We start from the raw sequence: 22,581 nt of genomic DNA, 5'->3' as shown, positions 1-22,581 counted from the left end.
ACCGATCGAGCAGATGTGGTGAACAACTGTGCACCGATTGCGGACCGTCAAGGATGCGCTGGGCATGTTTGTGTGTGACCAAGATCACACTCTGCGGCCTGTGGATCAGGTCTGCGGTGTATGACACGTGCCATCTCGACCTAGCAAGTGCTTGGTTGGTACGCTATGTGAATGACACAGCCGGCAAGCCGTCGCGATGAGCTGCTACAGCTCGCCGCAACGATGTTCGCCGAGCGCGGCCTGAAAGCCACCACCGTGCGCGATATCGCCGATTCGGCGGGCATCCTGTCGGGCAGCCTCTATCACCATTTCAAATCCAAGGAACAGATGGTGGAGGAGGTCCTGCGAGACTTCCTCGACTGGCTCTTCGAGCGGTATCAGCAGGTCCTTTCGACCGAGTCGACGCCGCTGGACCGCCTCAAGGGACTGTTCATGGCGTCCTTCGAGGCGATCGAACACCGGCACGCGCAGGTGGTGATCTATCAGGACGAGGCAAAACGGCTCTCGGCGCTGGGTCAGTTCGGGTTCGTCGACGAGCGCAACCGCGAGCAGCGAAAGATGTGGGTCGACCTGTTGCACGACGGGGTCGCCGACGGGTCGTTCCGCCCCGATCTCGACGTCGACCTGATCTACCGCTTCATCCGCGACACCACCTGGGTGTCGGTGCGTTGGTATCAACCCGGAGGACCGCTCACGGCCGAGGAAGTCGGCCGCCAGTACCTCGCCATCGTTCTTGGCGGCATCACCACAGAAGGAGTCTCGTAATGGCCTTGTCCTCGAAAGCAGGGGCCTCCGAAGCATTTGTCATCGACGCCGTACGCACCGCGGTCGGTAAGCGCAATGGGTCGCTGGCCGGCGTGCATCCGGTCGACCTGGGCGCCACCGCCTGGCGCGGACTCTTCGATCGCAATGACGTCGACCCCGGTGCCGTCGACGATGTGATCGCCGGATGCGTGGACGCGGTGGGCGGGCAGGCCGGCAATATCGCCAGGCTGTCGTGGTTGGCCGCCGGTTTCCCCGAGGAAGTCCCTGGCGTGACCGTCGACCGCCAGTGCGGCTCCAGCCAGCAGGCCATCTCCTTCGGTGCGCAGGCGATCATGTCCGGTACGGCCGATCTCATCGTGGCCGGCGGTATGCAGAACATGAGCCAGATCCCGATCAGCTCGGCCATGATCGTCGGCAAAGAATTCGGATTCACCTCACCCACCAACGAGTCCAAGGGCTGGCTGCACCGCTACGGAGATCAGGAGATCTCGCAGTTCCGCGGGTCCGAATTGATCGCCGAGAAGTGGAACCTGTCCCGCGAGGACATGGAGCGTTACGCCCTGGCCAGCCACCAACGGGCCCAGGAAGCCATCCGTGCAGGCTATTTCGAGAACGAGATCATCCCGGTCCAGATCGACGGGACCACGTTCGTCACCGACGAGGGCCCCCGCGACACGACCTTGGAGAAGATGGCCGGGCTCAAGACCCTCGTCGACGGCGGAAGGCTGACCGCGGCCATGGCCAGTCAGATCTCCGACGGTGCCAGCGCGGTGCTGCTGGCCTCCGCGGACGCGGTGAAGCAACACGGACTCACCCCGCGGGCCCGTATCCACAACATCAGCGCCCGCGGTGCCGATCCGGTGTACATGCTCACCGGGCCGATCCCGGCCACCCACTACGCGTTGGAGAAGACCGGGCTGTCCATCGACGATATCGACACCGTCGAGATCAACGAGGCGTTCGCGCCCGTGGTCCAGGCATGGATCAAGGAGACCGGGGTGGACCCGGCCAGGGTCAATCCCAGTGGCGGTGCCATCGCCCTCGGCCACCCGCTCGGCGCCACCGGTGCCAAGTTGTTCGCCACGATGCTCAACACCCTGGAGCGCACCGGCGGGCGTTACGGTCTGCAGACGATGTGTGAGGGCGGTGGCACCGCCAACGTCACCATCATCGAACGGCTCTAGGCCCGCCTGGAGCGCAGCTCCCGCCATACCCGGGCCGGCGTCATCGGAAGCCGATGCATGCGCGCACCGCATGCATCGGCTACCGCATTGGCCAGTGCGGGAGCGACCGGGTTGTACGGCGATTCGCTCATCGACTTGGCGCCGAGCGGCCCGAGTTCGTCATAGGTGTCGGCGAAGTACACCTCGGTGAACGGGACATCCGCGAACTGGGGGATGTGGTAGTTGCGCAGCGTCGCGGTCGTCACCACACCGTCGGGGTCGACCTGGATCTCTTCGAACAGCGCCGAGCCGATCGCCTGTGCCACACCGCCTTCCACTTGACCGCGGCACTGCTGGGGATTCATCACCACTCCGGCATCGGCCGCATGGACCGACTGCAGGATCCGGATCTCGCCGGTGTCGGTGTCGACCGCGACCCGGAAGGCCTGCACGTTGAACGCCACCGATCGCGGTGTGCCGTCATGGGCTGCCGTACTGCTCATCGGTGTGGGCAGCGCCGAGAAGTCCACCAGGCGATCACCGCACTGAACACCGTTGGGCCCCAACGTGCAGGAACCGCGGTCGACTCCGATCAGCGCGGCCGCCGCTGCGGTCAACTGGGTACTCAACTGTCGACACGCCAGCAGTGTCGCGCGGCCGGCGACCACGGTTCCCGCCGAGCCGAAAGCTCCGGTGTCGTAACCGGTTGTCGCGGTGTCGGATTGGCGTAACACGATTCTTTCCGGCACCGTGCCCAGTTCGGTCGCCGCGAGCTGGGTGTGCACCGTGGTGGTGCCATTGCCGAACTCGGTGGTCCCCACATCGAGGGTGTACACGCCATCGGCGCCGACTGTGACGGTCGCCTCGCAATAATGTCCGCGCGGCGGGATCGTCGCGATCATCGCGACGGCCATACCCTCGCCGACCGCCCATCCCGCGGGCGCGACCGCACCGTTGCCCGCTCTCAGCGCCTCCTGGGCGAGGTCCAGGCATTGGTCGAGGCCGTAGCTCCCGAAGGTCAGGTCGTCGTCGAGGACGTGCGAGTCCACGAAGCGGTCCCCGGGAACGACGACATTGCGCCGCCGGAATTCGAACGGGTCGATACCGAGTCGATGCGCCAACTCGTCGATTGCGGATTCGACTGCGAACATCACCTGCCCGAGCCCGTAGCCACGAAACGCACCCGACGGCAGATTGTTCGTGTAGACGGCCTGGGCATCCACCCGTTTGTTCGGACTGCGGTATATCGCAACGGATTCTCCGCACCCATGGAACATCACGCCGGGACTGTGGTTACCGTAGGCGCCCGCGTCGACCAATGCATCCACCGCCAATGCGGTGAGAGTGCCGTCGGCATCGGCGGCGACGGTCACGTCCACCCGGAACGGATGCCGGCATGGTGCGACGGTGAATTGGTCGGTGCGGCTGAACTCGTAGCGCACCGGCATGCCGAGCCGCAGTACCGCCAGGGCCACCAGATCCTCGGTCAGCATCTCCTGCTTACCGCCGAATCCGCCGCCCACGCGTCGCGTGAACACCCGCACCCCGTCCGGCTCCAGGCCGAAGATGTGGCACAGTTCGTCGCGCACCAGGAAGGGGACCTGCGAGCTGGTCCGGATCACCAAGCGTCCGTCGGGATCCCGCCATCCGGTGCAACCGTGGGTCTCCAGATGCACATGCTGCACCCGCTGGGTATGCCAGCGCCCGCGTATGACGGCACCCCCGGCCGATTCGGCCGCCGCGATGCCGGCCTGCACCGAACCCACCTCGCCGTGTAGTTCGGCAACCAGATTGCGCGCCGGATCGCAGATGCGGGATTCGGGGCCCTTATCGGCATGCAGTGCCGGCGCGCCGGGTGTTCGCGCGACGTCCGGATCGAAGACCGCGGGCAGGATCTCGTAGTCGACGATGATCGCCCGGCAGGCCTGTTCGGCGGTGCCGGGATCATCGGCGACCACGGCGGCGACCCGTTGCCCGACGAATCGTACGGTGTCATCGAGGATCATGGTGTCGTCCGGGTCGTCATCACGTGATTCGTGGCGAGCCGTAGAGAATCGCACCGGCGGGCTGTCACGGTGGGTCAGGACCAGTCGCACCCCCGGAATCGACTGGGCCACCTCGGTATCGATCGATCGGATACGAGCGTGCGGTACCGGGCTGTGCAGCACCGCCAGGTGCAGGAGGCCTTCCGGCTTCTCGTCCATCGTGTACTGCTCGGTGCCGGTGACCACCGCAGCACCGGCAGGCGCGCCGATCGAGCGACCCACATCATGGCCGCCGGCCTTTTCGATATTCGTGACGCCGGCTATCGCATCCGCGATGGCCCGATAGCCGGTGCACCGGCAGAGGTTTCCCTTGAGCTGCTGAGGCAGGTCGTCGACATGATCGATGGACTCGGCGGCGGGCAGTGCCGCCACGGTGGTGACCATGCCCGCGGTGCAGAAGCCACATTGGAATCCCGCGGCTTCCAGGAAGCGGCGTTGTACCGGATGCAGGTTCTCCGGCGTGCCCAGCCCCGCGACGGTGGTGACGCGGTGCCCGTCCGCCCGAAAGGCGGGAAACACGCAGGAGTGCACGGGTTCACCGTCCACCAGCACCGAGCAGGCACCACAGTCGCCGGCGTCGCAGCCCTTCTTGACCTCGAAGTGGCCATGCTCGCGCAGGTAGGTACGCAGACACTGGCCCGGGCGCGGGGCATCGGTGCAGTCGTTACCGTTGACCGTGACGTTCATGTCAGCTCGGTACGAATCTGTTCGGCCAGGGTCAGCGTCACCGCCCGCCGCCAGTCCGGATCACCGTGCACATCGCGGGTGATGTCCTGCTCGGCGATTGCCCCCAGCGTGTCGCGCAGAGCGGTGGCGGAGGGCAGGGCGTCGAAGCGGAACACCATCGGACGCACGGTGGCTGCGGTGACCGAGACCACGAACTTCCCGTCGGCGTGACGGCGTCCGATGACCACGGCGCTGGACCGGCCCAGCGGCGAAGGCGCAAGCTTGCGATAGGCGGTTCGCGCGGTGAGCGCATGGGCGGGTAGGTGGACCGAGCGCAGGAGATCGCCGGGCTGTAGGACGTTGCGGGAGTCGCCGGTGACGAAATCGGTGATCGGCAGGACGTGGTCGGGCCCATCGGCGCGCCACACGGTGACGGTGCCCTCGAGGGCGGAGACCAGCGAGATCATCGCCCCGGCGGGAAAGGACAGGCAGATATTGCCGCCGACGGTGGCGGTACGCCAGATCTTGGACGATGCCAACAGCGCGGTGCAGCACTGCGCGAACAACGGGGCCGCGCTCCAATGCGGGTGGGTGGACGGTAGCAACGTCGAGAGCGTGCCGAGTTCGGCCACCGTACACGTCGCGGCGAGTTCCACACCCTCCTCACTCAGCGTGACCGGTGGCCAGCCCAGTCCGGTGATGTCGATAAGCCGGGCCACGGCGGGTTGCGGTTCGGAGAACAGCCAGGTGCCGCCTGCCAGGATGGCATCGGTCGAGCTCAGCGGCCAGACCTCGTCGCGGCAGCCGGGCGTGCGCACCGCCTCGACGTTGTTGAGGTCCATCTGACGACCCTAAGGGCAACGTGATGGGCACGCAGCGTGAAAGCGTCGAACTGCGCAGTCGTGCAGACACTGTGACAATCGAAAGTATGCGTGTGTACCGCGGACATCTGATGCACATCAGCGGGGCACCGCAGCTGGGGCAGGCACGTGCCCACCTGCTGAGCATTCCCGACGGTGCGCTCGCGGTGGATGATGACGGCACCATCGGCTTCAGCGGCCGATATGACAGGTTGCCGGCCACTTATGTCGAGGCCACGGTGGTGGACTGCCGTCCGGGCTTCTTGCTGCCGGGTTTCGTCGACACCCACCTGCACTTCCCGCAGACCCACTGCACCGACTCCTACGGTGGCGGACAGCTGCTGGATTGGTTGCAACGCTGCATCTTTCCGGCCGAGGCGCGGCTGGCCGACACCGAGTACGCGCGCGCTGTAGCCAGAGATTTCTGTCGGCGCCGGATCGCCGTCGGCACCACCACCGCGCTGGTCTTCGGTTCGGCGTTCCCCGAGGCCCAGGACGCCCTGTTCGAGGAGTCCTGCCGCACCGGCTTGCGTACGGTGTCGGGGCGGGGCATCCAGACGGTCGGACCCGAGGCCGCGGCGCCGCTGATCACCAGCGAGGATACCGCGATCGCGCTGACCGACAGCGAGATCCGCCGCTGGCACGGCGCCGGGGCCGGATTGGTCGGTGTCGCGGTGATACCGCGTTTTGCACTGTCGGTCACCGCCACCACCCTGCACGGACTGGGTGAACTCTATGACTCGGTTCGGGACGGCGGCGTCTACTTCCATACCCACCTCTCCGAGAACACGGCCGAGATCGATGCTGTGCGTTCCGGTTTCGGTGTGGACGATTACCTGGACACCTACGATGGGCGGCTCACGGGTGTCGGTCGGTCGTTGTTGGGCAGACGAAGTGTCTTCGCGCATGCCGTGCACTGCACGGAACGTGAACGTGCCCGACTGGCCGAGACCGGGAGCTCGGTGGCACACTGCCCGACCTCACAATTGTTCCTCGGGTCGGGCACCATGCCGTGGCGGCAGACCGCCGACGCCGGCGTCAACATCGCCCTCGGCACCGATATCGCCGCGGGCGACGAATGGTTGATCCCGCGAGTCCTCAACGACTGTTTCAAGGTCCACATCAGCGAGCCCGCCGGGCAGGGGTTGTCGATCCCGCCAGCCGAACTGCTGTACACGGCGACGGTCGCGGGAGCGCGGGCACTGGACATCGAGGACCGGGTCGGCAACCTCGACGCGGGCAAGGAAGCCGACTTCGTGGTCATCGACCCTGGTCGGCAGGTGATGCTGCCGGAAATATTGGCGCGCATCGACTCCGAGGAGACCGATCGGCTGCTGTTCACGCTGCTGATGAGCATGCGTGAGGAGGCCGTCGATCAGGTGTATGTGCGGGGTCGCCTGCTGACAGCCGACTGATCACTACATCGGGGTGAGTGGCCCGCCGAGAATATTGCCCGCGATGCCGCGAAGTATGTTGGTGCCGTCCTCGTTTCGCAGCTCCTCGTACCATCGCGCGGTCACCTCGGGATCCTTGGCATGGGTGACATCGCAACGCTTGCGGGCCCGGAGAACGAGCTCGCCCGCTCGTTCGGCGCGGGCGTCCTGATAGGCGATCAGGGCCGCCTGCACATCGCCAGGATGGTCCTTGAAGGCCCATTGCAGTGCGATCGCGTCCTCCATGGCCGAACACCCGCCCTGGCCGATATCCGGTGTGGTGTTGTGTGCGGCATCGCCGAGCACGGCAACCCGTCCCTTCACCCAGGTATCGAAGGGGTCCAGATCCAAGATCTCGACCCGGTTGGTGCTGTGCGGGTCCAACGTGTCGATCAGGGCGTGTACCCCGGGGGCCCAGTCGGCGAAGTGTCCTCGCAGCACCTCCCTGGCGCTGCCGCGTCGGTAGGGCAGCCCTTCGTCCTCGACGACATCGAAGAAGAAGTAGAACCGCCCGTCCGAGACGGGCATCACCGAAACCCGCTTGCCGTCACCGACATAGGTGGTCCATTCGGTCGCCGGACCGATCGCGTCATCGGTGGCGACCAAGCCGTTGTAGTTCACGTAACCGGCGTAGCGCCGCGTCACCGGGGTGCCCAGCACGTATTCGCGGGTGATCGAGCCGGCTCCGTCCGCGCCGATGATCGCATCGGCTCGGATCGTCGTGCCGTCGGCGAAGGTGGCCGTCGCGGCATCGGGACCGTCGGCGACCTCGACCATGGTCATACCGAACGTGATGTCATCCATCCCGTAGGCGTGCATCAACATCAGCTGGAGTTCGGCCCTGGCAATGGGGTAGGGGCGTTGGCCGACCTGATCGATCAAGGGTTGCATGGAGAATCGGCACATCGTCTCACCGCTGTGCCCGTCGAGGTAACTCATCGTCTCGACAAGCCCGCCGAGCTGTTCGGTCTCCTCGCGCAGGCCGAGATAGTTCAGGCATTTCACCCCGTTGGACCACACCGAGATCGCAGCACCCACCGGCTTGTTCTCGGTGACGCGCTCGTAGACGGCAGTCTCGATACCGATCTGGCGCAGTGCGATCGCTGCGCTCAAACCGCCCATGCCCGCCCCGATGATGGCGACCTTCACTTGTTCAGCTCCCGCGGTAGGTGGAGTAGGCGTATGGCGACAACAGCAGTGGCACGTGATAGTGCCCCGACAGTTCGGTGATCTCGAAGGCGATCACCACCTCCGGGTAGAAACCCACGATTCCCTCGGCGGCGAAGTAGGCCGCGGTGTCGAAGTGCAGCCGGTACACCCCGGCGGCGAGTTCTCCGCCGAACTCCGGGATACGGCCGTCGGAGTCGGTGATGCCGTCGGCCACCACGGTGCCGGCGGCGGTCAGGGTGACCGCCATCCCGGCTGCGGGCCTTCCGGTGGTGGCATCCAGGACATGTGTCGACAGCGTCATATGACCCATCATGTCGGTTCACTCAGCAGACGTTCCAGCCGTAACCGGTTGATCTTGGCGAGCTCATTGCGCATCACCCGTCGCTCGGTGTCGGGGTCGTTGGCCAGCCGGTCGGTGAGGATGTCCAACAGTTCCTCCGCCGATCGGCCGCTGGCACACACCAGGTAGACGTAGCCGAACCGCTGCTCATACTCGCGGTTCTTCTGTGCCAGAGCCGATTTCACCGAATCGTCGGCATCGGCCACCCGAGCCTGCTCGCGGGCCGACGACGGATTGTCTGCCCGGCCCCCGATGCGGGGGTGCCCATCGAGCGCGGCGTCGATCTCGGCATCGGGCAGCTCGGCAAGGATACGATCCGCCCGGTCGTAGAGGGCTTGGGTGTCGCGGAACGGAGCGGCCGCCAACACCCGCCGAGCCCAGATTGTCGAGGAGCAGACCTCGAACAGCAGATGCATTTGCCCACGCTCGGACAGGGAATTGAAGTTGTCCAGTCCGATTGCCTTCACGGGAGGTCGTTGAGCCTGCCGAATCGCGCCGCGGCAATGGGATTGGCATCGGCGACCAGATCGGCGAATCGATAGTTGACGATCTTGGCCACCTCGATCAATGCGTAGGCCCGCTCGGTCGATACGGAGTTGTCCATCCGTGACCACCCGTTGCGCAGCACCCGGTCGAAACGCTCGGTCTCCCTTGCACAGATGATCAGCGGGAAGCCGAAGTGCTCGCGGTAGGCCGCGGCCAGGTTCACCACATCCTGATGGTCGTCGGAGTCCAGATTGCTCAACGCGACGTGGTCGACGGCGAGCACCTGCCCGGTCTCGTCCTCGGCGCCCAGATCGGGAAACGAGTCGAGCATTTCCTGCTGTTGTTCGGTGTTGCCGGTGAGCACCGCATCTTGGAAGGCCTCCCGCAGGGCGGCAGTATCGGCGAACGGGCGTTGATCGAAGGCGCGGTCGGCGGCCCACCCGACGCCCTGCACCACATGGCCGAACACCTCGGTGAACCGTTCACGGGTCATCGTGTTCACCTCGTCGAGTGTGATCGACCCGGATCCCGCCACCCGCGGCCCCTTCTTGCCGAGGTGGAAGAACACGATGTTCAGTGCGATCGCGGTGATGGCGCCGGTACTGATACCGCTGCCGAACAGGATGTCCAGCCCGGCGGGCAGTGTCGAGGAGATCGCCGGGTACGAGGTCACCAACAATGCCAACGCCAGGCTCGTGGTGACGATGATGACGTTGCGGTGATCGGTGAAGTCGACCTTGCCGAGGGTCTGGATGCCGACGACGGCGACCGTGGCGAACAACGTCAGTGCCGCACCACCGAGCACCGGGTTGGGGATCGACGCGACGATGGCGGCGACCTTGGGTAGGAAGCCAAGCAGGATCATGATGGCGCCGGCAGCCGCGACCACCCACCGGCTCTTGACGCCGGTGAGTCGCACCAGCCCGACATTCTCGGAGAACGCGGTGTAGGGAAAGGAATTGAAGATGCCGCCGATCGTGGTGGCGACACCGTCGGCGCGAAGCACGTTGCCGATATCGGACGGGCGGACCCGCTTGCCGACGATCTCTCCGGTCGCGATCGTGCTGCCGGTGGATTCGACGGCGATGATCATCATCACGATGATCATGGTGATGATCGCGACGATGTCGAATTTGGGCATGCCGAAGGCGAACGGCGGGGTGAACCCGAACATGGCCGCTTCGCCGACCCGGTCGAAGTTCATATCGCCGAGCGCATAGGCGACCGCACAGCCTGCCACCAGTCCGAGCAGGACGGCGATGGTCGACATGAATCCGCGAAACAACCGCTGGATGGTGACGATGACGGCGATGGTGCCGAGGGCATACAGAACCCACCGCAGGTTGCCCGGATCGGGTTCGTGGGTGGCCGGATTGGTCACCGCATCCAACGCCCCGATGGGCACCAGGCACAGACCGATGATGGTGATCAGGGTGCCGGTGACCACCGGGGGGAAGAAGGTGAGCAATCGGACGAAAACCGGCGCGATGAGGAAGGTGAATACGCCGGCGACGATGACGGCACCGTAGACGTAGAGCAGACTCGCGGTACCACCGCCGTGCGCCAGGCCGATCGCGATGATCGGCGCGACCCCGGCGAAGGTGACACCTTGCAGCAGCGGCAGCCGGACCCCGACATTCTTGAACCCGACGGCCTGGATGATGGATGCGATACCGCAGGTGAACAGGTCGGCGGTGATGAGCATGACCAGCTCTTCGCGCGACAGCCCGAGCGCGTTGGCGATCAGGATGGGGACCAACACCGCACCGGCGTAGAACGCCACCACGTGCTGGAAACCATAGGTGGCGAGCTTGGGCAGGGGCAGCACCTCGTCGACGGGGTGCACGCGCTTGCGCTGGCTCTTGGTGGGTGCCGACATGCCGATCAGAATCCGGCAGCCGTGCTTACTTTTCGTGTCGCGCGCGTTTCGCCCACGTTGCTGATGCGGCCGATGCGCCGGGTCAGTGATCGTGCAGGATGACGCCGCGGATGTTGTGGCCGGCCAACATGTCGTCGAAGGCGACGTTGATGTCACCGAGCTTGTATTCGGTGGTCACCGACTCGTCGAGCAACAGTTGACCGTCCCGATAGAGGCTGAGCAGTTTCGGGATGTCGGCGCGCGGGTTGGCCTCGCCGTACAGGCTGCCCAGGAGTCGCTTCTGGAACAGGGTGAACATCGCCATCGGCAGCGTCGGGGTGACGTCGGTCATCGATGCGATGCCGGTGAGCACCACCGCCCCGCCCTTGCGCACCATGTCCAGTGCGGAGCCGATCATCTGTCCCTCGACGAGCCCGACGGTCAGGATGGCCGAGTCGGCCATCACGCCCTTGGTGAGCTCGGCGGCCAGCGCGGTGGCCTCCTCGAACGAGGTGACGAAGTGGGTGGCGCCCAGTTCGGTTGCCTTGGCGCTCTTCTCGGCAACCAGGTCGACGGCGATGATGTGGGCGGCCCCGGCGATCCTTGCGCCCTGGATGGCGCCGGCTCCCACACCGCCGACCCCGATCACCACCACGGTGTCGCCGGGCGCGACCTCGGCGGTGTTCACCGCCGATCCCCAGCCGGTGGTGATACCGCACCCCAGCAGGCACGCCCGGTTCAGCGGAAGGTCGTCGTCGATCTTGACCAGCGAGGCGTCGGAGACAACGCCGTACTGGGCGAAAGTTCCCAGCAGCAGGGCCACATAGATGCCCTGATCGCCGATGTGCCGGCGGAACGTGCCATCGAGCTGGGTTCCGGCAAGAAGCATCGCGCCGAGATCGCACAGGTTCTGCTGCCCGCTGGCACACCACCGGCACTTGCCGCAGGCGGGCAGGAAGGAGGCGACCACATGGTCACCGGGTTTGAGGTCGCGGACGCCGGGGCCGACCTCCTGGACGATGCCTGCGCCCTCGTGGCCGCCGATCACCGGAAACGGGACGGGAAAGTCACCGGTGCGCGGATGGTGGTCGGAGTGACACAACCCGGTCGCCTCGAAGGAGACCAACACCTCGCCCTCCTGGGGCGGGTCGAGGTCGACCTGCTCGATACTCCAGTCTCCGTTGATCTCCGAGAGAACCGCCGCATCCATCTTCATCACCTCACGCTACGAGCTGGTCGGTACGTGGGTCCGGTGATTCGTCGAATTCCGCCTCAGGGACGGATGTAGGCAGTCGCCTTCTGCAGGTGTTCGACTGCCTCGGCGACGATGGCCGGGACGAGTTCCGCGCAGGACGGCAGGTCGTCGATGATGCCCGCGACCTGACCCGAGGCCAGCACGCCGGCATCCGTGTTGCCCTCGACGAGGCCTGCCTTCAGCAGCATGGGGGTGTTGGCGGCCATGATGACCTGCGACCAGGTGAGGTCCTTCCCGTGGCGCATGGCCAGGCCGTCGGTGATCATGGAGCGCCACGACATCTGCGACATCTTCTTGAACTTCTGGGCGTTGCCCACCGCGGCGGCCAGACCCCGCACCGGGGAGCCGCTCTCGAGCTTGTCCACCAGTCCGGTGCGCAGCACGCGGTGCGGCATACCGTCGACGCGGGTGGAGACCACGGTGCCGTCCAGTGCCGCCTGCAGGTAGCGCTGCTTGACGGCGTCGGGAACGGTGGAGTCCTTGGTCAGCAGGAAGCGCGTTCCCATGGCCACGCCCGCCGCACCGTAGGACAGGGCCGCGGCCAGCCCACGACCGTCGAAGAATCCGCCGGCTGCGATGACCGGCATCCCGGTATCGGCGACAGCGTCGAGCACCGAGGGGAGCAGCAGCGTGGTGGCGATCGGACCGGTGTGGCCGCCGCCCTCGCCGCCCTGCACGATCACCGCGTCCGCGCCCCAACCGGCAACCTTCTTGGCGTGCTTGGCCAACCCGACCGACGGGATGACCACCACACCGGCGTCCTTGAGCCGTGCGATCAGGTCGGGCTTGGGAGCCAAGGCGAAGGAGGCGACTTTGACCCCTTCGCGGATCAGGAGGTCGACGCGGTCGTTCGCATCCCCGGCGTCGGCACGGATGTTGATCCCGAACGGCTTGTCGGTGCTGGCCTTGACCTTGGTGACGGCGGTCTGCAGTTCGGCCAATGTCATGGTCGCCGAGGCGAGGATGCCCAGGCCGCCGGCGTTCGAGGTGGCCGCGACCAGTCGCGCACCGGCCACCCAGCCCATACCGGTCTGGACGACGGGGTGCTCGATGCCGACCAGTTCGGTCAGTGCGGTGCTCAGTGTCGCCATCGCTACACCCGTACCTCTTTGTCGCGCAGCGACTTCGGATCGATGACCTCGCGCAGCAGGCGCTGCTCCTCGGCGTTCGGCAGCCGGGTCGTCTCGGCGGTGTCGAGCCCGTGCACCTCGAACGACGTGTTCTCGGCGACCTGTTCGGCCTGGACGCCGGGGTGCAGCGAGACCGCGCGCATCTGGTGGTCGGGTCCTCCGAAGTCGAACACGCCGAGGTTGCTGACGACTCGGAAGATGTCGGCGAACCGGTAGGCGGGGTTGGCGGGATCGATCTTGTCCCAGCCGATCCCGGACACGATGTCCACCGACTCGGTGAAGACCCGTTTGGAGTGGTTGCCGACGAAATAGCTGGTGGCGTGGTTGATGGAGTTGCCGGGGGCGCCGCGCACACCGAACATCTGACGGGTCGGGTGCTGGATCGGCCCGAACGCCGACAGGTTCTGGTTTCCGTACCGGTCGATCTGGTTGGCGCCCATCACCACGTGGCGCTGGCCCCAGGCCAGCGTCTCGAAGACCCGGTTGAACGGCATCCAGCCCTCGATCGCCGCCGGCGCGCCGATGGCCGGGGTGTCGGCGATCATGCGTGCCTCGCCGTCGGTCAGCACGATCTCGGGGGCGAAGGTCAGCCGTGCCAGGCGCGCACCGATCTGGACGAGTGTCGTCATCGGGGAGACCATGATCTCGCCGGCATCGCGGAACAGCTCGGCGCACGCGACGGCGCATACTTCGGCACGGGTCACGGACATCACTGGGCACCTTCCTCTGCGAACTTGCGCACCGCCGCCTGGTAGTCCGCCTCGCTGCCGGACAGATAGGTCTTGACGAAATCGGCCCAGGTCTCATCGGAACCGGCGGCCTCGGCGTAGTGGCGCTGGAACTTCTCATCGCGCCGGTAATCCGGCTCATTGGTGGTGAAGTGTGCGCCGTTGGGTGCTTCCACCACTACGTCCACCATCATGCGATTGATCAATTGCTGTTGTGGAACAGTCGATTTCACCAGTTCCTCGGTGGACACCACCTTCTCGACCGACAGGAATCGCCGGGTGGCCGACATGAGGAACAGATCGTCGAAGTAGGGGTCGATACCGGTGTAGGCGGCGTTGCCGCGCTCGTCGCCGAGATTCATGTGCACGAATGCGGCATCCAGGTTGAGTGCGGGCATCGCGAGCAATTCTTGATCGTCATAGGGCGATTTCACGGTCTTGAGCTCGTCGCCCCAGAAGGCGCGGACATCGCTGCCGAGCCCGGCACGGATCGGCAGGAACGGCAACCGTTGCGCGGCGGCCTGCAATCCGCAGCGCAGCATGCCCTCGTCCATCTCGCGCGCCTCGATGGCACCGCTGGTGCGGGCCTTGGCGAACCACGGGTCGTAGAACGGCGGGGAGTCCAGTGACACGAACCCGTAGTACACCCGCTTGACCTTGCCGGCCGAGCACAGCAGGCCCAGGTCGGGTCCGCCGTAGGTCACCACCGTCAGGTCCTTGACATCGGTGCGCAGCAGCGCGCGGATGAAGGCCATCGGCTTGCGCCGCGAGCCCCACCCGCCGATACCGATCGTCATGCCGCTCTCGACGGAGGCGACGGCCTCGTCCAACGTTGTTCTCTTATCGGTCATTTGGCAGATCCCTTGTCTGTACCGGCGAACGCGTCACGGTGCTCGTCGGACACTCCCGCGAGGTTGAGCTCGAACGTGAAGCCCTGCTCCATGCGGTACCGGGCGTTCACCGGTTGGACGTCGATGAAGTTCAGTGCTTCCTTGGCGGCACGGATCACCCGGGTGTCCTTGCTGGCGATATCGCGCGCGACGCGCAATGCCGCCTCGTCGAGTTCGCCGCGCGGCACCACCTCGTGCACCGAACCGAAGTGATGTAGCGTCTCGGCGGGAACCGTTGCCGCGGTGAAGAACAGCCTGCGCATCAGATGCTGGGGAACGAGCCGGGACAGGTGGGTCGCCGCACCGAGCGCGCCGCGTTCCACCTCGGGCAGACCGAATTTGGCGTCATCGGAGGCGACGATGACATCGGCATTACCGACCAGGCCGATGCCACCCCCGACGCAGAAGCCATTGACGGCTGCCACCACGGGCACCTCGCACTCGTAGACCGCTTTGAAGGCGTGATAGCAGCCGCGGTTGGCATCGATGAGCGCGGTGAATCCGTCGGTGTTCTGCATCTCCTTGATGTCCACACCGGCGTTGAACCCGCGGCCTTCGGCCCGCAGGATCACCACATGGGTGCTGCGGTCACGGCCTGCTGCGGTGATGGCATCGCCGAGCTCGAACCAGCCCTGCGAGGGGATGGCGTTGACGGGCGGGTAGTTCACGGTCACCGAGACGATGCCCGGCTCGACTGTCGTGGTGGTGATGGGCTCCGGTTTTTCTGACACGGTCACTTCCTCGTGGGGTCGCTACCTAAGCAAGCACTTGCTTGGTACGCTAGCACAGTGACTGACGCGGCTGGAATCAATCTGCAAATGGGTGGCTGGGTGGTCCTGGTGACCGGCGGGGTCCGCGGGGTGGGCGCCGGCATCAGCGAGGTTTTTGCCGGTCAGGGTGCCACCGTCATCACCTGTGCGCGTAGGCCGGTGGAGGGCTCGCCGTACGAATTCCACTCCTGCGATATCCGCGACGACACTGCCGTGCAGGGCCTGATCGACACGATCGTGGCAACCCATGGCCGCCTGGATGTGGTGGTGAACAACGCCGGCGGATCGCCGTACGTGCCGGCCGCCGATGCCTCGGCCAAGTTCAGCGCCAAGATCATCGAACTGAATCTGATAGGCGCGCTGTCGGTCTCCACCCACGCCAACGCGATCATGCAGACGCAGGAGACCGGCGGAACCATCGTCAACATCTCCAGCGTCAGTGGGCACCGGCCCACCCCGGGAACCGCGGCTTACGGTGCCGCCAAGGCCGGCATCGACAATCTCACCACCACGCTGGCGGTGGAATGGGCCCCCAAGGTTCGGGTGAACTCGGTCGTCGTGGGCATGGTCGAAACCGAGCAGGCCGACCTGTTCTACGGTGATGCCGAGTCGATCGCCGCCATATCGGCCAACGTGCCGTTACGGCGTCTGGCCAAGCCGGCCGATATCGGTTGGGCCACAGCATTTCTGGCTTCCCCGGCGGCGTCCTACATCAGCGGCGCCGCGCTGGCGGTGCACGGTGGTGGCGAGCCGCCGCACTATCTGTCGACCACCACAGCTGACATCAAAAAGTAAGAGGAGATATTTCCATGAGTTTGCTCGACGGCCGGGTAGTCATCGTGACGGGCGCAGGCGGGGGCATCGGCCGGGCGCACGCGCTGGCCTTCGCCGCGGAGGGTGCACGCGTCGTGGTCAACGACATCGGTGTCGGACTGGACGGCTCACCGGCCGGCGGTGGTAGCGCCGCCCAGGGCGTCGTCGACGAGATCGTCGCCGCCGGCGGCGAGGCCGTGACCAGCGGCGCCAACGTCGCCGATTGGGCGGAGGCCGAGGGATTGATCCAGACCGCGGTGGATTCGTTCGGCGGACTCGATGTCCTGGTCAACAATGCCGGCATCGTGCGCGACCGGATGTTCGTCAACGCCACCGAGGAGGAGTTCGACGCCGTCACCGCCGTCCACCTCAAGGGCCATTTCGCCACCATGAAACATGCTGGGGCGTACTGGCGCGCCCAGTCCAAGGCCGGCAAGACGGTGGATGCCCGCATCATCAACACCTCCTCGGGTGCGGGGTTGCAGGGCAGCGTCGGACAGGCGACCTACAGCGCGTCCAAGGCCGGTATCGCCGCGCTCACCCTTGTGGCGGCGGCGGAGATGGGTCGGATCGGGGTGACCGCCAACGCCATTGCGCCGTCGGCCCGTACCCGGATGACCGAGACGGTGTTCGCCGACATGATGGCCACCCAGGACGCGGCGTTCGACGCGATGGCTCCGGAGAACATCTCACCGCTGGTGGTGTGGCTGGGCAGCGTCGAGTCGCGAGAGGTGACCGGGCGCGTGTTCGAGGTCGAGGGCGGGATCATCCGGGTTGCCGAGGGCTGGGCACGCGGTGCCGAGGCCGACAAGGGTGCGCGGTGGGACCCGGCCGAGCTCGGACCCGTGGTCAGTGACCTGCTGGCGAAGTCGCGCACCCCGTTGCCGGTCTTCGGAGCGTGATTGCTCGCGGTTTGTGGAGTCGCGGCCGCGCTCATGGCGGGTGAGGCTCCACAAACCGCACGCTTTTCAGCGCGGTTCGCAGATCACCAGCGGGACGACCCGGTCGGCCGCTTCGCGATAGCCGCGATACGGCGGGTAGATTCGGGTCAGCCTGGGCCAGTATCGGTTTCGTTCCTCGGGCGTGGCATCCCTGGCCGTCATGTCCCGCTCGTCGGCACCGAATTGGACCCGCACGTCGGGGTCGTCCTTGATGTTGAGGTACCACGCCGGGTCGTGATCGCGCCCGCCGAACGAGGCGGGTAGCACGATACGGTCACCATCGCGCAGGCACAGCGTGGCCGTCGTCCGCTCTTGCCCGCTGCGCCGCCCGGTGGTGGTGATCAGCGCAGCAGGCAGCCACAACAGGCGGGCGCCGAGCACCCCGCCGGTCCGCCGATACGCCCACACGTGCGCCTTGGCGAAGTACTTCATCGACGCGGCGAGCAAACCGGAATTGCGAACATCGACCATGCGGCACTTTCTGCCCAGAACTGTGGCCGGGCAAACGCGGCTATCGCAGGAACACCGCCGCATACAGCACCGCCGTCACGGTCACGAAGACCAGCAGAGATCGCCGCGTCGCGCGGCCCCGACGATCGGCGGGCAGGGCGGCAGGCAATGCCACGGCCGCCAGCAGCCCGGCGATCAGGCCCACGACGGTTCCGAACATCAGGCCGTAACCGTGCGGATCGATCCCGGGATCGCTGGAAAAGCCGGACCGGGCAACGAGATACAGGCACATCGACCAGAGGAGCGCCGCGGTCGCGCCCAGTAGACCGGCGACCGCCCGCCCGATGCTCGGGCTCACGCAGCCGCGGGGTCGCAGATCAGGATCGGGATCTTGCGATCGGTGTAGGACCGGTAGTTCGCGAAGTCGGGATACATGGCGTCGAGCTTGGGCCAGTACTCGTCACGCTCGGCATCGGTGGCCTCGCGGGCCACGAGGTCGAGCTTTTCCTTCTTGGTCTGGAACGTGATGTTGGGGTCGGCCAAGATGTTCAGGTACCACATCGGGTTGGTGGCCCGTCCGCCCTGCGAGGCCACCAAGACGATGCGCCTGCCCTCCTGCAGGAACAGCAGCGGGCTGTCTCGTGGCTCCCCGGACTTGCGGCCGGTGGTGGTCAGGATGCCGACCTCGGCGCCGCGCAGGAACTTGTTGCCCAGCTTTCCGCCGGATTTCTTGAAGATCCAGGTGTTCACGCGCGACATCCATTTGATGCCGGTGCCGACTGCCTTCGAGTTGAGGCCTTCGATCTGTTTGGGGCTCAGGGGCTTGGGGGGTGTGGCCATGGCTGAAACCTATCGGCTGATGAACGGCTTGAGCGACGCCCGGATGTGGTGGATCCGAGGATCGTGGGCAGGGATCAGAAACGTCTCATCGACGTGGGAACACACGCGTCGACCGAAGAGCCGCGGTTTGGTCAGCACATCGAAACGCGCGCGGATGTGATCGCCGTCGACGGTGAACTCCGGTGGTGTGGTCTTCTCGATGACCTTGAACTGCGGACCGTTGTTCAGGCTGCGCCGCAGGTGATCTCCGGACCTTCCGGTCTTGAGCCCCATCTCGATCCGGATACACTCCGGATGGAATGGGACCGCATCCGCGCGATGGGTCGACAGCGCGTCGATATAGGCCTGCGCGGCCGCGATGCGCTCGGCGTCGGATGCCGGCACGCTAGATCCTTTCGATGATGGTGCCCGTACTCAGCGCGCCACCGGCGCACATCGTGATCAGCGCGGTGCTCTTGCCGGTGCGCTCGAGCTCGTGCAGCGCGGTGGTGATCAACCGGGCGCCGGTGGAGCCGACGGGGTGCCCCAGCGCGATGGCGCCACCGTTGACGTTGACCTTGTCCATATCGGCCTCGTGGACCTGCGCCCAGGACAGCACGACGGATGCGAAGGCCTCGTTGATCTCCACGAGGTCGATATCGCCCATCTTCATCCCGGCCTTCTCCAGCACCTTGGCGGTCGACTGCACGGGGCCGTCGAGGTGGTAGTAGGTTTCGGCGCCGACATTGGCCTGCGCGACGATCCGGGCACGCGGCGTGAGGCCGTGGGCCTTGGCCACATCGCTGTCCATCCACAGCACCGCCGCGGCGCCGTCGGAGATCTGTGAGGAGGTTCCCGCGGTGTGCAGGGCTCCTTCCATGACCGGCTTCAGTGCGGCCAGACCTTCGGCGGTGGTGTCGCGCAGGCCCTGGTCGCGGGTCACGGGTGCCCACTCGTCGGTGGGGCGCTTGTTCTCATCGAGCACTGGCGCCGAGATCGGCGAGATCTCGCGATCGAAGCGACCCTCGGCCCAGGCCTGCTTGGCCTTGGCCTGCGAGGCCAATCCGAACGCATCCAGGTCGGCCCGGGTGATCCCGCGGCGCTTGGCGATCCGCTCGGCGGCCTCGAACTGGTTGGGCATGTCGATATCCCAGGACGAGGCGCGGATGAGACCGCGATCGGGGCCGGCGTTGGCGCCGAGGCCCACCCGGCTCATCGCTTCGATACCGCATGCGATGCCGATATCGATCGCACCGGTGGCGATCAGGCCCGCGATCAGATGGTTGGCCTGCTGGGCGCTGCCGCACTGGCAGTCGATGGTGGTGGCACCCACGTGCTCGGGCAACCCCGCGGTCAGCCAGCCGACCCGGGTGATGTTGTTGGACTGCTCGCCGTACTGGGTGACACAGCCGCCGATGAGCTGTTCGACCTCGCCGGCGTCGATACCCGCCTTCTCGACGACTGCCTTCTGGACGGCGCCAAGAAGTTCGGTGGCGTGCAGCCCGGACAGCCAGCCGTTGCGCTTGCCGATCGGGCTGCGGGTGGCTTCGACGATGACAGGATTACCCATGCTTGTCAGGCTAGAACACGTTTCATTACTCTGACAAGCGAGGATGCTGCCGCGCCTTTTATCTGCGGTGAAGGCATGTTTCAATGGTTCGCGAGTAGTACTAGAAGGGATTGTCTCGGCACCCGTTGTGGCCGGTGACATGCCCCGATTTGAGCAAGGAGATCTCTGCATGCCCAGCCCCAACCTGCCCAAGGGCTTCGACCCGCTGGACGCCAGTCTGAACCTCGAACGCCTGCCCGTGGAGGAGTTGGCGGAGATTCGCCGCTCCGAGCCCGTCCACTGGGTGGATGTCCCGGAAGGAACCGGGGGCTTCGGTGACAAGGGCTATTGGATCGTCACCAAGCATGCCGACGTCAAAGAGGTCTCCAAGCGTAACGACGTCTTCGGCAGCTCACCCGACGGCGCCATCCCGGTCTGGCCGCAGGAGATGACTCGGGACGCCATCGATCTGCAGAAGGCCGTGCTGCTCAATATGGACGCGCCACAGCACACCCGGTTGCGCAAGATCATCTCGCGCGGATTCACCCCGCGTGCCATCGGTCGGCTCGAAGACGAATTGCGGGCCCGTGCCCGCAAGATCGCCGAGACCGCTGCGGCAGCCGGATCCGGCGATTTCGTCGAGCAGGTTTCCTGCGAATTGCCGTTGCAGGCCATCGCCGAACTGCTCGGTGTGCCCCAAGATGACCGCGACAAGATCTTCCGCTGGTCCAACGAAATGACTGCGGGCGAGGATCCCGAGTACGCCGACATCGACCCGGCGATGTCCTCCTTCGAACTCATCACCTACGCCATGAAGATGGCCGAGGAACGGGCACAGAACCCGACCGAGGACATCGTTACCAAGCTGATCGAGGCCGATATCGAGGGTGAGAAGCTCTCCGATGACGAGTTCGGCTTCTTCGTGGTCATGCTCGCCGTCGCGGGCAACGAGACCACCCGTAACTCGATCACCCACGGCATGATCGCCTTCGCCGACAACCCTGATCAGTGGGAGCTCTACAAGAAGGAACGTCCCGGCACCGCCGCCGACGAGATCATCCGTTGGGCGACACCGGTTTCGGCGTTCCAGCGCACGGCGCTGGAGGACACCGAGCTCTCCGGTGTGAAGATCAAGAAGGGCGACCGTGTGGTGATGTCCTACCGCGCCGCCAATTTCGACGACGAGGCGTTCGACAACCCGCACCAGTTCAACATCCTGCGTGATCCCAACCCGCACGTCGGATTCGGTGGCACCGGTGCGCACTACTGCATCGGCGCCAACCTGGCCCGCATGACCATCAACCTGATCTTCAACGCGATCGCCGACGTGATGCCCGACATCACTCCGGTCGGCGAGCCGGAGCGGTTGAAGTCCGGCTGGCTCAACGGGATCAAGCACTGGCAGGTCGACTACACCGGCGCAGGCGCCGCGAGCTAGGAGAATCCTGGTGGACTTCACACCGAAGCCCGAACAGCAGGCCGTCGCCGATGTGGTGACCTCGGTGCTGGAACGGGACAACAGCTGGGACGCACTGGTTGCCGGTGGGGTGGCCGCGCTCGCGGTGCCCGAGCGCCTCGGTGGTGATGGGCTGGGACTGCCCGAGATCGCCACCGCACTCACCGAGATCGGCAGGCGCGGTACAACCGGCGCGGCACTGGCCACGCTGGGACTCGGATTGCTGCCGCTGCTCGATCTGGCCACCGATGCCGAGCAGGACCGCTATCTGGACGGAGTCGCCGGCGGCGCGGTGTTATCCGCGGCGCTCAACGAACCCGGTGTCTCGTTACCGGAGCGCCCCTCGGTGACCCTTGCCGACGGCAAGCTCACCGGAACCAAGATCGGTGTGCCCTATGCCGGCACCGCGCGGTGGCTGTTGGTCACCGCCGCCGGCGGCGTCGCGGTGATCGCCCCGACCGCGAGCGGGGTCACGCTGACCAAGACACCGAGCTCCAATGGCACCGACGAGTACGTGGTGGTCTTCGACGGCGCCGAGGTCGATGGTGTTCTCGCCAACGCGACGACCCGCCGGGTCAATCAGCTGGTGCTGGCAGCCATCGGCGCGTTCGCCGCGGGCCTGGTCGCCGGCGCGCTGCGACTGACCGCCGATTACGTGGCCACCCGCGAACAGTTCGGGCGCCCGCTGTCGACATTCCAAACCGTCGCCGCGCAGCTCTCGGATGTCTACATCGCCTCGCGCACCATTGATCTCGCGTCCATGTCGGTGATCTACCGGCTGTCCGAGGGGCTCGATGCCGACGATGATCTGGCATTGCTGGGCTACTGGATCACCTCGCAGGCGCCACCGGCGATGCGGTTGTGCCATCACCTGCACGGCGGGATGGGCATGGATATCACCTATCCGATGGACCGGTATTTCTCCTCGATCAAGGACCTGACCCGCTTGTTGGGCGGGCCCGCGTATCGACTGGATCTGGTGGGAGCGTAAATC

23 protein-coding genes are annotated in these 22,581 nt (G+C 65.9%); 7 read left to right on the top strand and 16 right to left on the bottom strand.

Annotated elements, in window-relative coordinates:
• Nucleotides 1-171: 171 nt before the first annotated feature.
• Both PGN27_RS11460 and fadA6 read left to right on the top strand, forming a co-directional pair.
• Entirely contained in the window at nt 172-765 is a 594-nt protein-coding gene (locus PGN27_RS11460) for a TetR/AcrR family transcriptional regulator (protein ID WP_335326228.1), read from the top strand.
• Entirely contained in the window at nt 765-1,949 is a 1,185-nt protein-coding gene (gene fadA6, locus PGN27_RS11455) for a steroid 3-ketoacyl-CoA thiolase FadA6 (RefSeq protein ID WP_335326227.1), read from the top strand. Before PGN27_RS11460 ends, fadA6 begins: the two co-directional genes overlap by 1 nt.
• On the opposite strand, the gene PGN27_RS11450 is transcribed toward fadA6, so the two are convergent.
• On the bottom strand, nt 1,946-4,660 hold the full coding sequence (locus tag PGN27_RS11450; RefSeq protein WP_335326226.1) for a molybdopterin-dependent oxidoreductase: 2,715 nt from the start codon (nt 4,658-4,660) through the stop codon (nt 1,946-1,948). The genes fadA6 and PGN27_RS11450 overlap by 4 nt on opposite strands.
• The gene (locus PGN27_RS11445) at nt 4,657-5,481 is read right to left on the bottom strand and encodes an FAD binding domain-containing protein (protein ID WP_335326225.1); all 825 of its coding nucleotides are present in this window, start codon (nt 5,479-5,481) and stop codon (nt 4,657-4,659) included. Before PGN27_RS11445 ends, PGN27_RS11450 begins: the two co-directional genes overlap by 4 nt.
• Nucleotides 5,482-5,567: 86 nt before the next feature.
• On the opposite strand from PGN27_RS11445, the gene PGN27_RS11440 reads away from it, so the two are divergent.
• On the top strand, nt 5,568-6,914 hold the full coding sequence (locus PGN27_RS11440; RefSeq protein WP_335326224.1) for a guanine deaminase: 1,347 nt from the start codon (nt 5,568-5,570) through the stop codon (nt 6,912-6,914).
• A gap of 3 nt (nt 6,915-6,917) precedes the next feature.
• Here the strand turns inward: PGN27_RS11440 and hpxO are convergent, their stop codons facing one another.
• The 9 genes from hpxO to echA20 all read right to left on the bottom strand — a co-directional run bounded on the left by hpxO (nt 6,918) and on the right by echA20 (nt 15,520).
• Entirely contained in the window at nt 6,918-8,081 is a 1,164-nt protein-coding gene (hpxO, locus tag PGN27_RS11435) for an FAD-dependent urate hydroxylase HpxO (protein ID WP_335326223.1), read from the bottom strand.
• A gap of 4 nt (nt 8,082-8,085) precedes the next feature.
• The gene (uraH, locus tag PGN27_RS11430; RefSeq protein ID WP_335326222.1) at nt 8,086-8,403 is read right to left on the bottom strand and encodes a hydroxyisourate hydrolase; all 318 of its coding nucleotides are present in this window, start codon (nt 8,401-8,403) and stop codon (nt 8,086-8,088) included.
• Between the two features lie 8 nt (nt 8,404-8,411).
• On the bottom strand, nt 8,412-8,909 hold the full coding sequence (uraD, locus tag PGN27_RS11425; protein WP_335326221.1) for a 2-oxo-4-hydroxy-4-carboxy-5-ureidoimidazoline decarboxylase: 498 nt from the start codon (nt 8,907-8,909) through the stop codon (nt 8,412-8,414).
• Complete coding sequence (locus PGN27_RS11420; protein WP_335326220.1) at nt 8,906-10,807, bottom strand: PbuX/PucJ/PucK family nucleobase permease; 1,902 nt, start codon at nt 10,805-10,807, stop codon at nt 8,906-8,908. Before PGN27_RS11420 ends, uraD begins: the two co-directional genes overlap by 4 nt.
• An 82-nt stretch (nt 10,808-10,889) precedes the next feature.
• Entirely contained in the window at nt 10,890-12,002 is a 1,113-nt protein-coding gene (locus PGN27_RS11415; RefSeq protein WP_019512528.1) for an NDMA-dependent alcohol dehydrogenase, read from the bottom strand.
• 56 nt (nt 12,003-12,058) lie between these two features.
• A complete protein-coding gene (gene ipdC, locus PGN27_RS11410) occupies nt 12,059-13,132 on the bottom strand; it encodes a (3aS,4S,5R,7aS)-5-hydroxy-7a-methyl-1-oxo-octahydro-1H-indene-4-carboxyl-CoA dehydrogenase (RefSeq protein WP_335326219.1) in 1,074 nt (357 codons plus the stop codon).
• Nucleotides 13,133-13,134: 2 nt separating this feature from the next.
• Nucleotides 13,135-13,884, bottom strand: coding sequence for a cholesterol ring-cleaving hydrolase subunit IpdB (ipdB, locus tag PGN27_RS11405; RefSeq protein ID WP_335326218.1), 750 nt, complete (start codon nt 13,882-13,884; stop codon nt 13,135-13,137).
• On the bottom strand, nt 13,881-14,750 hold the full coding sequence (gene ipdA / locus PGN27_RS11400; protein WP_335326217.1) for a cholesterol ring-cleaving hydrolase subunit IpdA: 870 nt from the start codon (nt 14,748-14,750) through the stop codon (nt 13,881-13,883). The genes ipdB and ipdA overlap by 4 nt, the downstream gene beginning before the upstream one ends.
• Nucleotides 14,747-15,520, bottom strand: a complete 774-nt coding sequence (gene echA20 / locus PGN27_RS11395; RefSeq protein WP_335326216.1) for a (7aS)-7a-methyl-1,5-dioxo-2,3,5,6,7,7a-hexahydro-1H-indene-carboxyl-CoA hydrolase — start codon at nt 15,518-15,520, stop codon at nt 14,747-14,749. The genes ipdA and echA20 overlap by 4 nt, the downstream gene beginning before the upstream one ends.
• Nucleotides 15,521-15,607: 87 nt before the next feature.
• Here echA20 and PGN27_RS11390 point away from each other — a divergent pair, with 87 nt between their 5' ends.
• Both PGN27_RS11390 and PGN27_RS11385 read left to right on the top strand, forming a co-directional pair.
• A complete protein-coding gene (locus tag PGN27_RS11390; protein ID WP_335328709.1) occupies nt 15,608-16,354 on the top strand; it encodes an SDR family oxidoreductase in 747 nt (248 codons plus the stop codon).
• 14 nt (nt 16,355-16,368) lie between these two features.
• Entirely contained in the window at nt 16,369-17,274 is a 906-nt protein-coding gene (locus PGN27_RS11385) for an SDR family oxidoreductase (RefSeq protein ID WP_335326215.1), read from the top strand.
• 66 nt (nt 17,275-17,340) lie between these two features.
• On the opposite strand, the gene PGN27_RS11380 is transcribed toward PGN27_RS11385, so the two are convergent.
• From PGN27_RS11380 to PGN27_RS11360, 5 genes are read right to left on the bottom strand one after another with little or no spacing between them, the layout of a single operon-like run.
• The gene (locus PGN27_RS11380) at nt 17,341-17,784 is read right to left on the bottom strand and encodes a nitroreductase family deazaflavin-dependent oxidoreductase (protein ID WP_335326214.1); all 444 of its coding nucleotides are present in this window, start codon (nt 17,782-17,784) and stop codon (nt 17,341-17,343) included.
• Nucleotides 17,785-17,824: 40 nt separating this feature from the next.
• A complete protein-coding gene (locus PGN27_RS11375; protein ID WP_335326213.1) occupies nt 17,825-18,121 on the bottom strand; it encodes a hypothetical protein in 297 nt (98 codons plus the stop codon).
• Nucleotides 18,118-18,603 (bottom strand): nitroreductase family deazaflavin-dependent oxidoreductase, encoded by a 486-nt coding sequence (locus PGN27_RS11370; RefSeq protein WP_335326212.1) that lies wholly within the window; start codon nt 18,601-18,603, stop codon nt 18,118-18,120. Before PGN27_RS11370 ends, PGN27_RS11375 begins: the two co-directional genes overlap by 4 nt.
• A 9-nt stretch (nt 18,604-18,612) precedes the next feature.
• On the bottom strand, nt 18,613-18,987 hold the full coding sequence (locus tag PGN27_RS11365; RefSeq protein WP_335326211.1) for a DUF8021 domain-containing protein: 375 nt from the start codon (nt 18,985-18,987) through the stop codon (nt 18,613-18,615).
• Between the two features lies 1 nt (nt 18,988).
• Complete coding sequence (locus PGN27_RS11360; RefSeq protein WP_335326210.1) at nt 18,989-20,152, bottom strand: steroid 3-ketoacyl-CoA thiolase; 1,164 nt, start codon at nt 20,150-20,152, stop codon at nt 18,989-18,991.
• Between the two features lie 169 nt (nt 20,153-20,321).
• Here PGN27_RS11360 and PGN27_RS11355 point away from each other — a divergent pair, with 169 nt between their 5' ends.
• Both PGN27_RS11355 and PGN27_RS11350 read left to right on the top strand, forming a co-directional pair.
• A complete protein-coding gene (locus PGN27_RS11355) occupies nt 20,322-21,569 on the top strand; it encodes a cytochrome P450 (RefSeq protein WP_335326209.1) in 1,248 nt (415 codons plus the stop codon).
• Between the two features lie 10 nt (nt 21,570-21,579).
• Nucleotides 21,580-22,578: an acyl-CoA dehydrogenase family protein gene (locus PGN27_RS11350; RefSeq protein ID WP_335326208.1), complete on the top strand. Its 999-nt coding sequence runs from the start codon at nt 21,580-21,582 to the stop codon at nt 22,576-22,578.
• Nucleotides 22,579-22,581: the final 3 nt, after the last annotated feature.

Source organism: Mycolicibacterium neoaurum (assembly GCF_036946495.1).
GTDB lineage: Bacteria > Actinomycetota > Actinomycetes > Mycobacteriales > Mycobacteriaceae > Mycobacterium > Mycobacterium neoaurum_B.
Note: the sequence above shows the minus strand (reverse complement) of the source record. Positions and strands in the feature narration are given on the sequence as shown.

What these genes read in the sequence shown, in the direction of transcription:
- PGN27_RS11460 (WP_335326228.1), top strand. Translation starts at nt 172, where the DNA reads ATGACACAGCCGGCAAGCCGTCGCGATGAGCTGCTACAGCTCGCCGCA.
- fadA6 (WP_335326227.1), top strand. Translation starts at nt 765, where the DNA reads ATGGCCTTGTCCTCGAAAGCAGGGGCCTCCGAAGCATTTGTCATCGAC.
- PGN27_RS11450 (WP_335326226.1), bottom strand. Translation starts at nt 4,660, where the DNA reads ATGAACGTCACGGTCAACGGTAACGACTGCACCGATGCCCCGCGCCCG.
- PGN27_RS11445 (WP_335326225.1), bottom strand. Translation starts at nt 5,481, where the DNA reads ATGGACCTCAACAACGTCGAGGCGGTGCGCACGCCCGGCTGCCGCGAC.
- PGN27_RS11440 (WP_335326224.1), top strand. Translation starts at nt 5,568, where the DNA reads ATGCGTGTGTACCGCGGACATCTGATGCACATCAGCGGGGCACCGCAG.
- uraH (WP_335326222.1), bottom strand. Translation starts at nt 8,403, where the DNA reads ATGACGCTGTCGACACATGTCCTGGATGCCACCACCGGAAGGCCCGCA.
- PGN27_RS11420 (WP_335326220.1), bottom strand. Translation starts at nt 10,807, where the DNA reads ATGTCGGCACCCACCAAGAGCCAGCGCAAGCGCGTGCACCCCGTCGAC.
- PGN27_RS11415 (WP_019512528.1), bottom strand. Translation starts at nt 12,002, where the DNA reads ATGAAGATGGATGCGGCGGTTCTCTCGGAGATCAACGGAGACTGGAGT.
- ipdC (WP_335326219.1), bottom strand. Translation starts at nt 13,132, where the DNA reads ATGGCGACACTGAGCACCGCACTGACCGAACTGGTCGGCATCGAGCAC.
- ipdA (WP_335326217.1), bottom strand. Translation starts at nt 14,750, where the DNA reads ATGACCGATAAGAGAACAACGTTGGACGAGGCCGTCGCCTCCGTCGAG.
- PGN27_RS11390 (WP_335328709.1), top strand. Translation starts at nt 15,608, where the DNA reads ATGGGTGGCTGGGTGGTCCTGGTGACCGGCGGGGTCCGCGGGGTGGGC.
- PGN27_RS11385 (WP_335326215.1), top strand. Translation starts at nt 16,369, where the DNA reads ATGAGTTTGCTCGACGGCCGGGTAGTCATCGTGACGGGCGCAGGCGGG.
- PGN27_RS11380 (WP_335326214.1), bottom strand. Translation starts at nt 17,784, where the DNA reads ATGGTCGATGTTCGCAATTCCGGTTTGCTCGCCGCGTCGATGAAGTAC.
- PGN27_RS11370 (WP_335326212.1), bottom strand. Translation starts at nt 18,603, where the DNA reads ATGGCCACACCCCCCAAGCCCCTGAGCCCCAAACAGATCGAAGGCCTC.
- PGN27_RS11360 (WP_335326210.1), bottom strand. Translation starts at nt 20,152, where the DNA reads ATGGGTAATCCTGTCATCGTCGAAGCCACCCGCAGCCCGATCGGCAAG.
- PGN27_RS11355 (WP_335326209.1), top strand. Translation starts at nt 20,322, where the DNA reads ATGCCCAGCCCCAACCTGCCCAAGGGCTTCGACCCGCTGGACGCCAGT.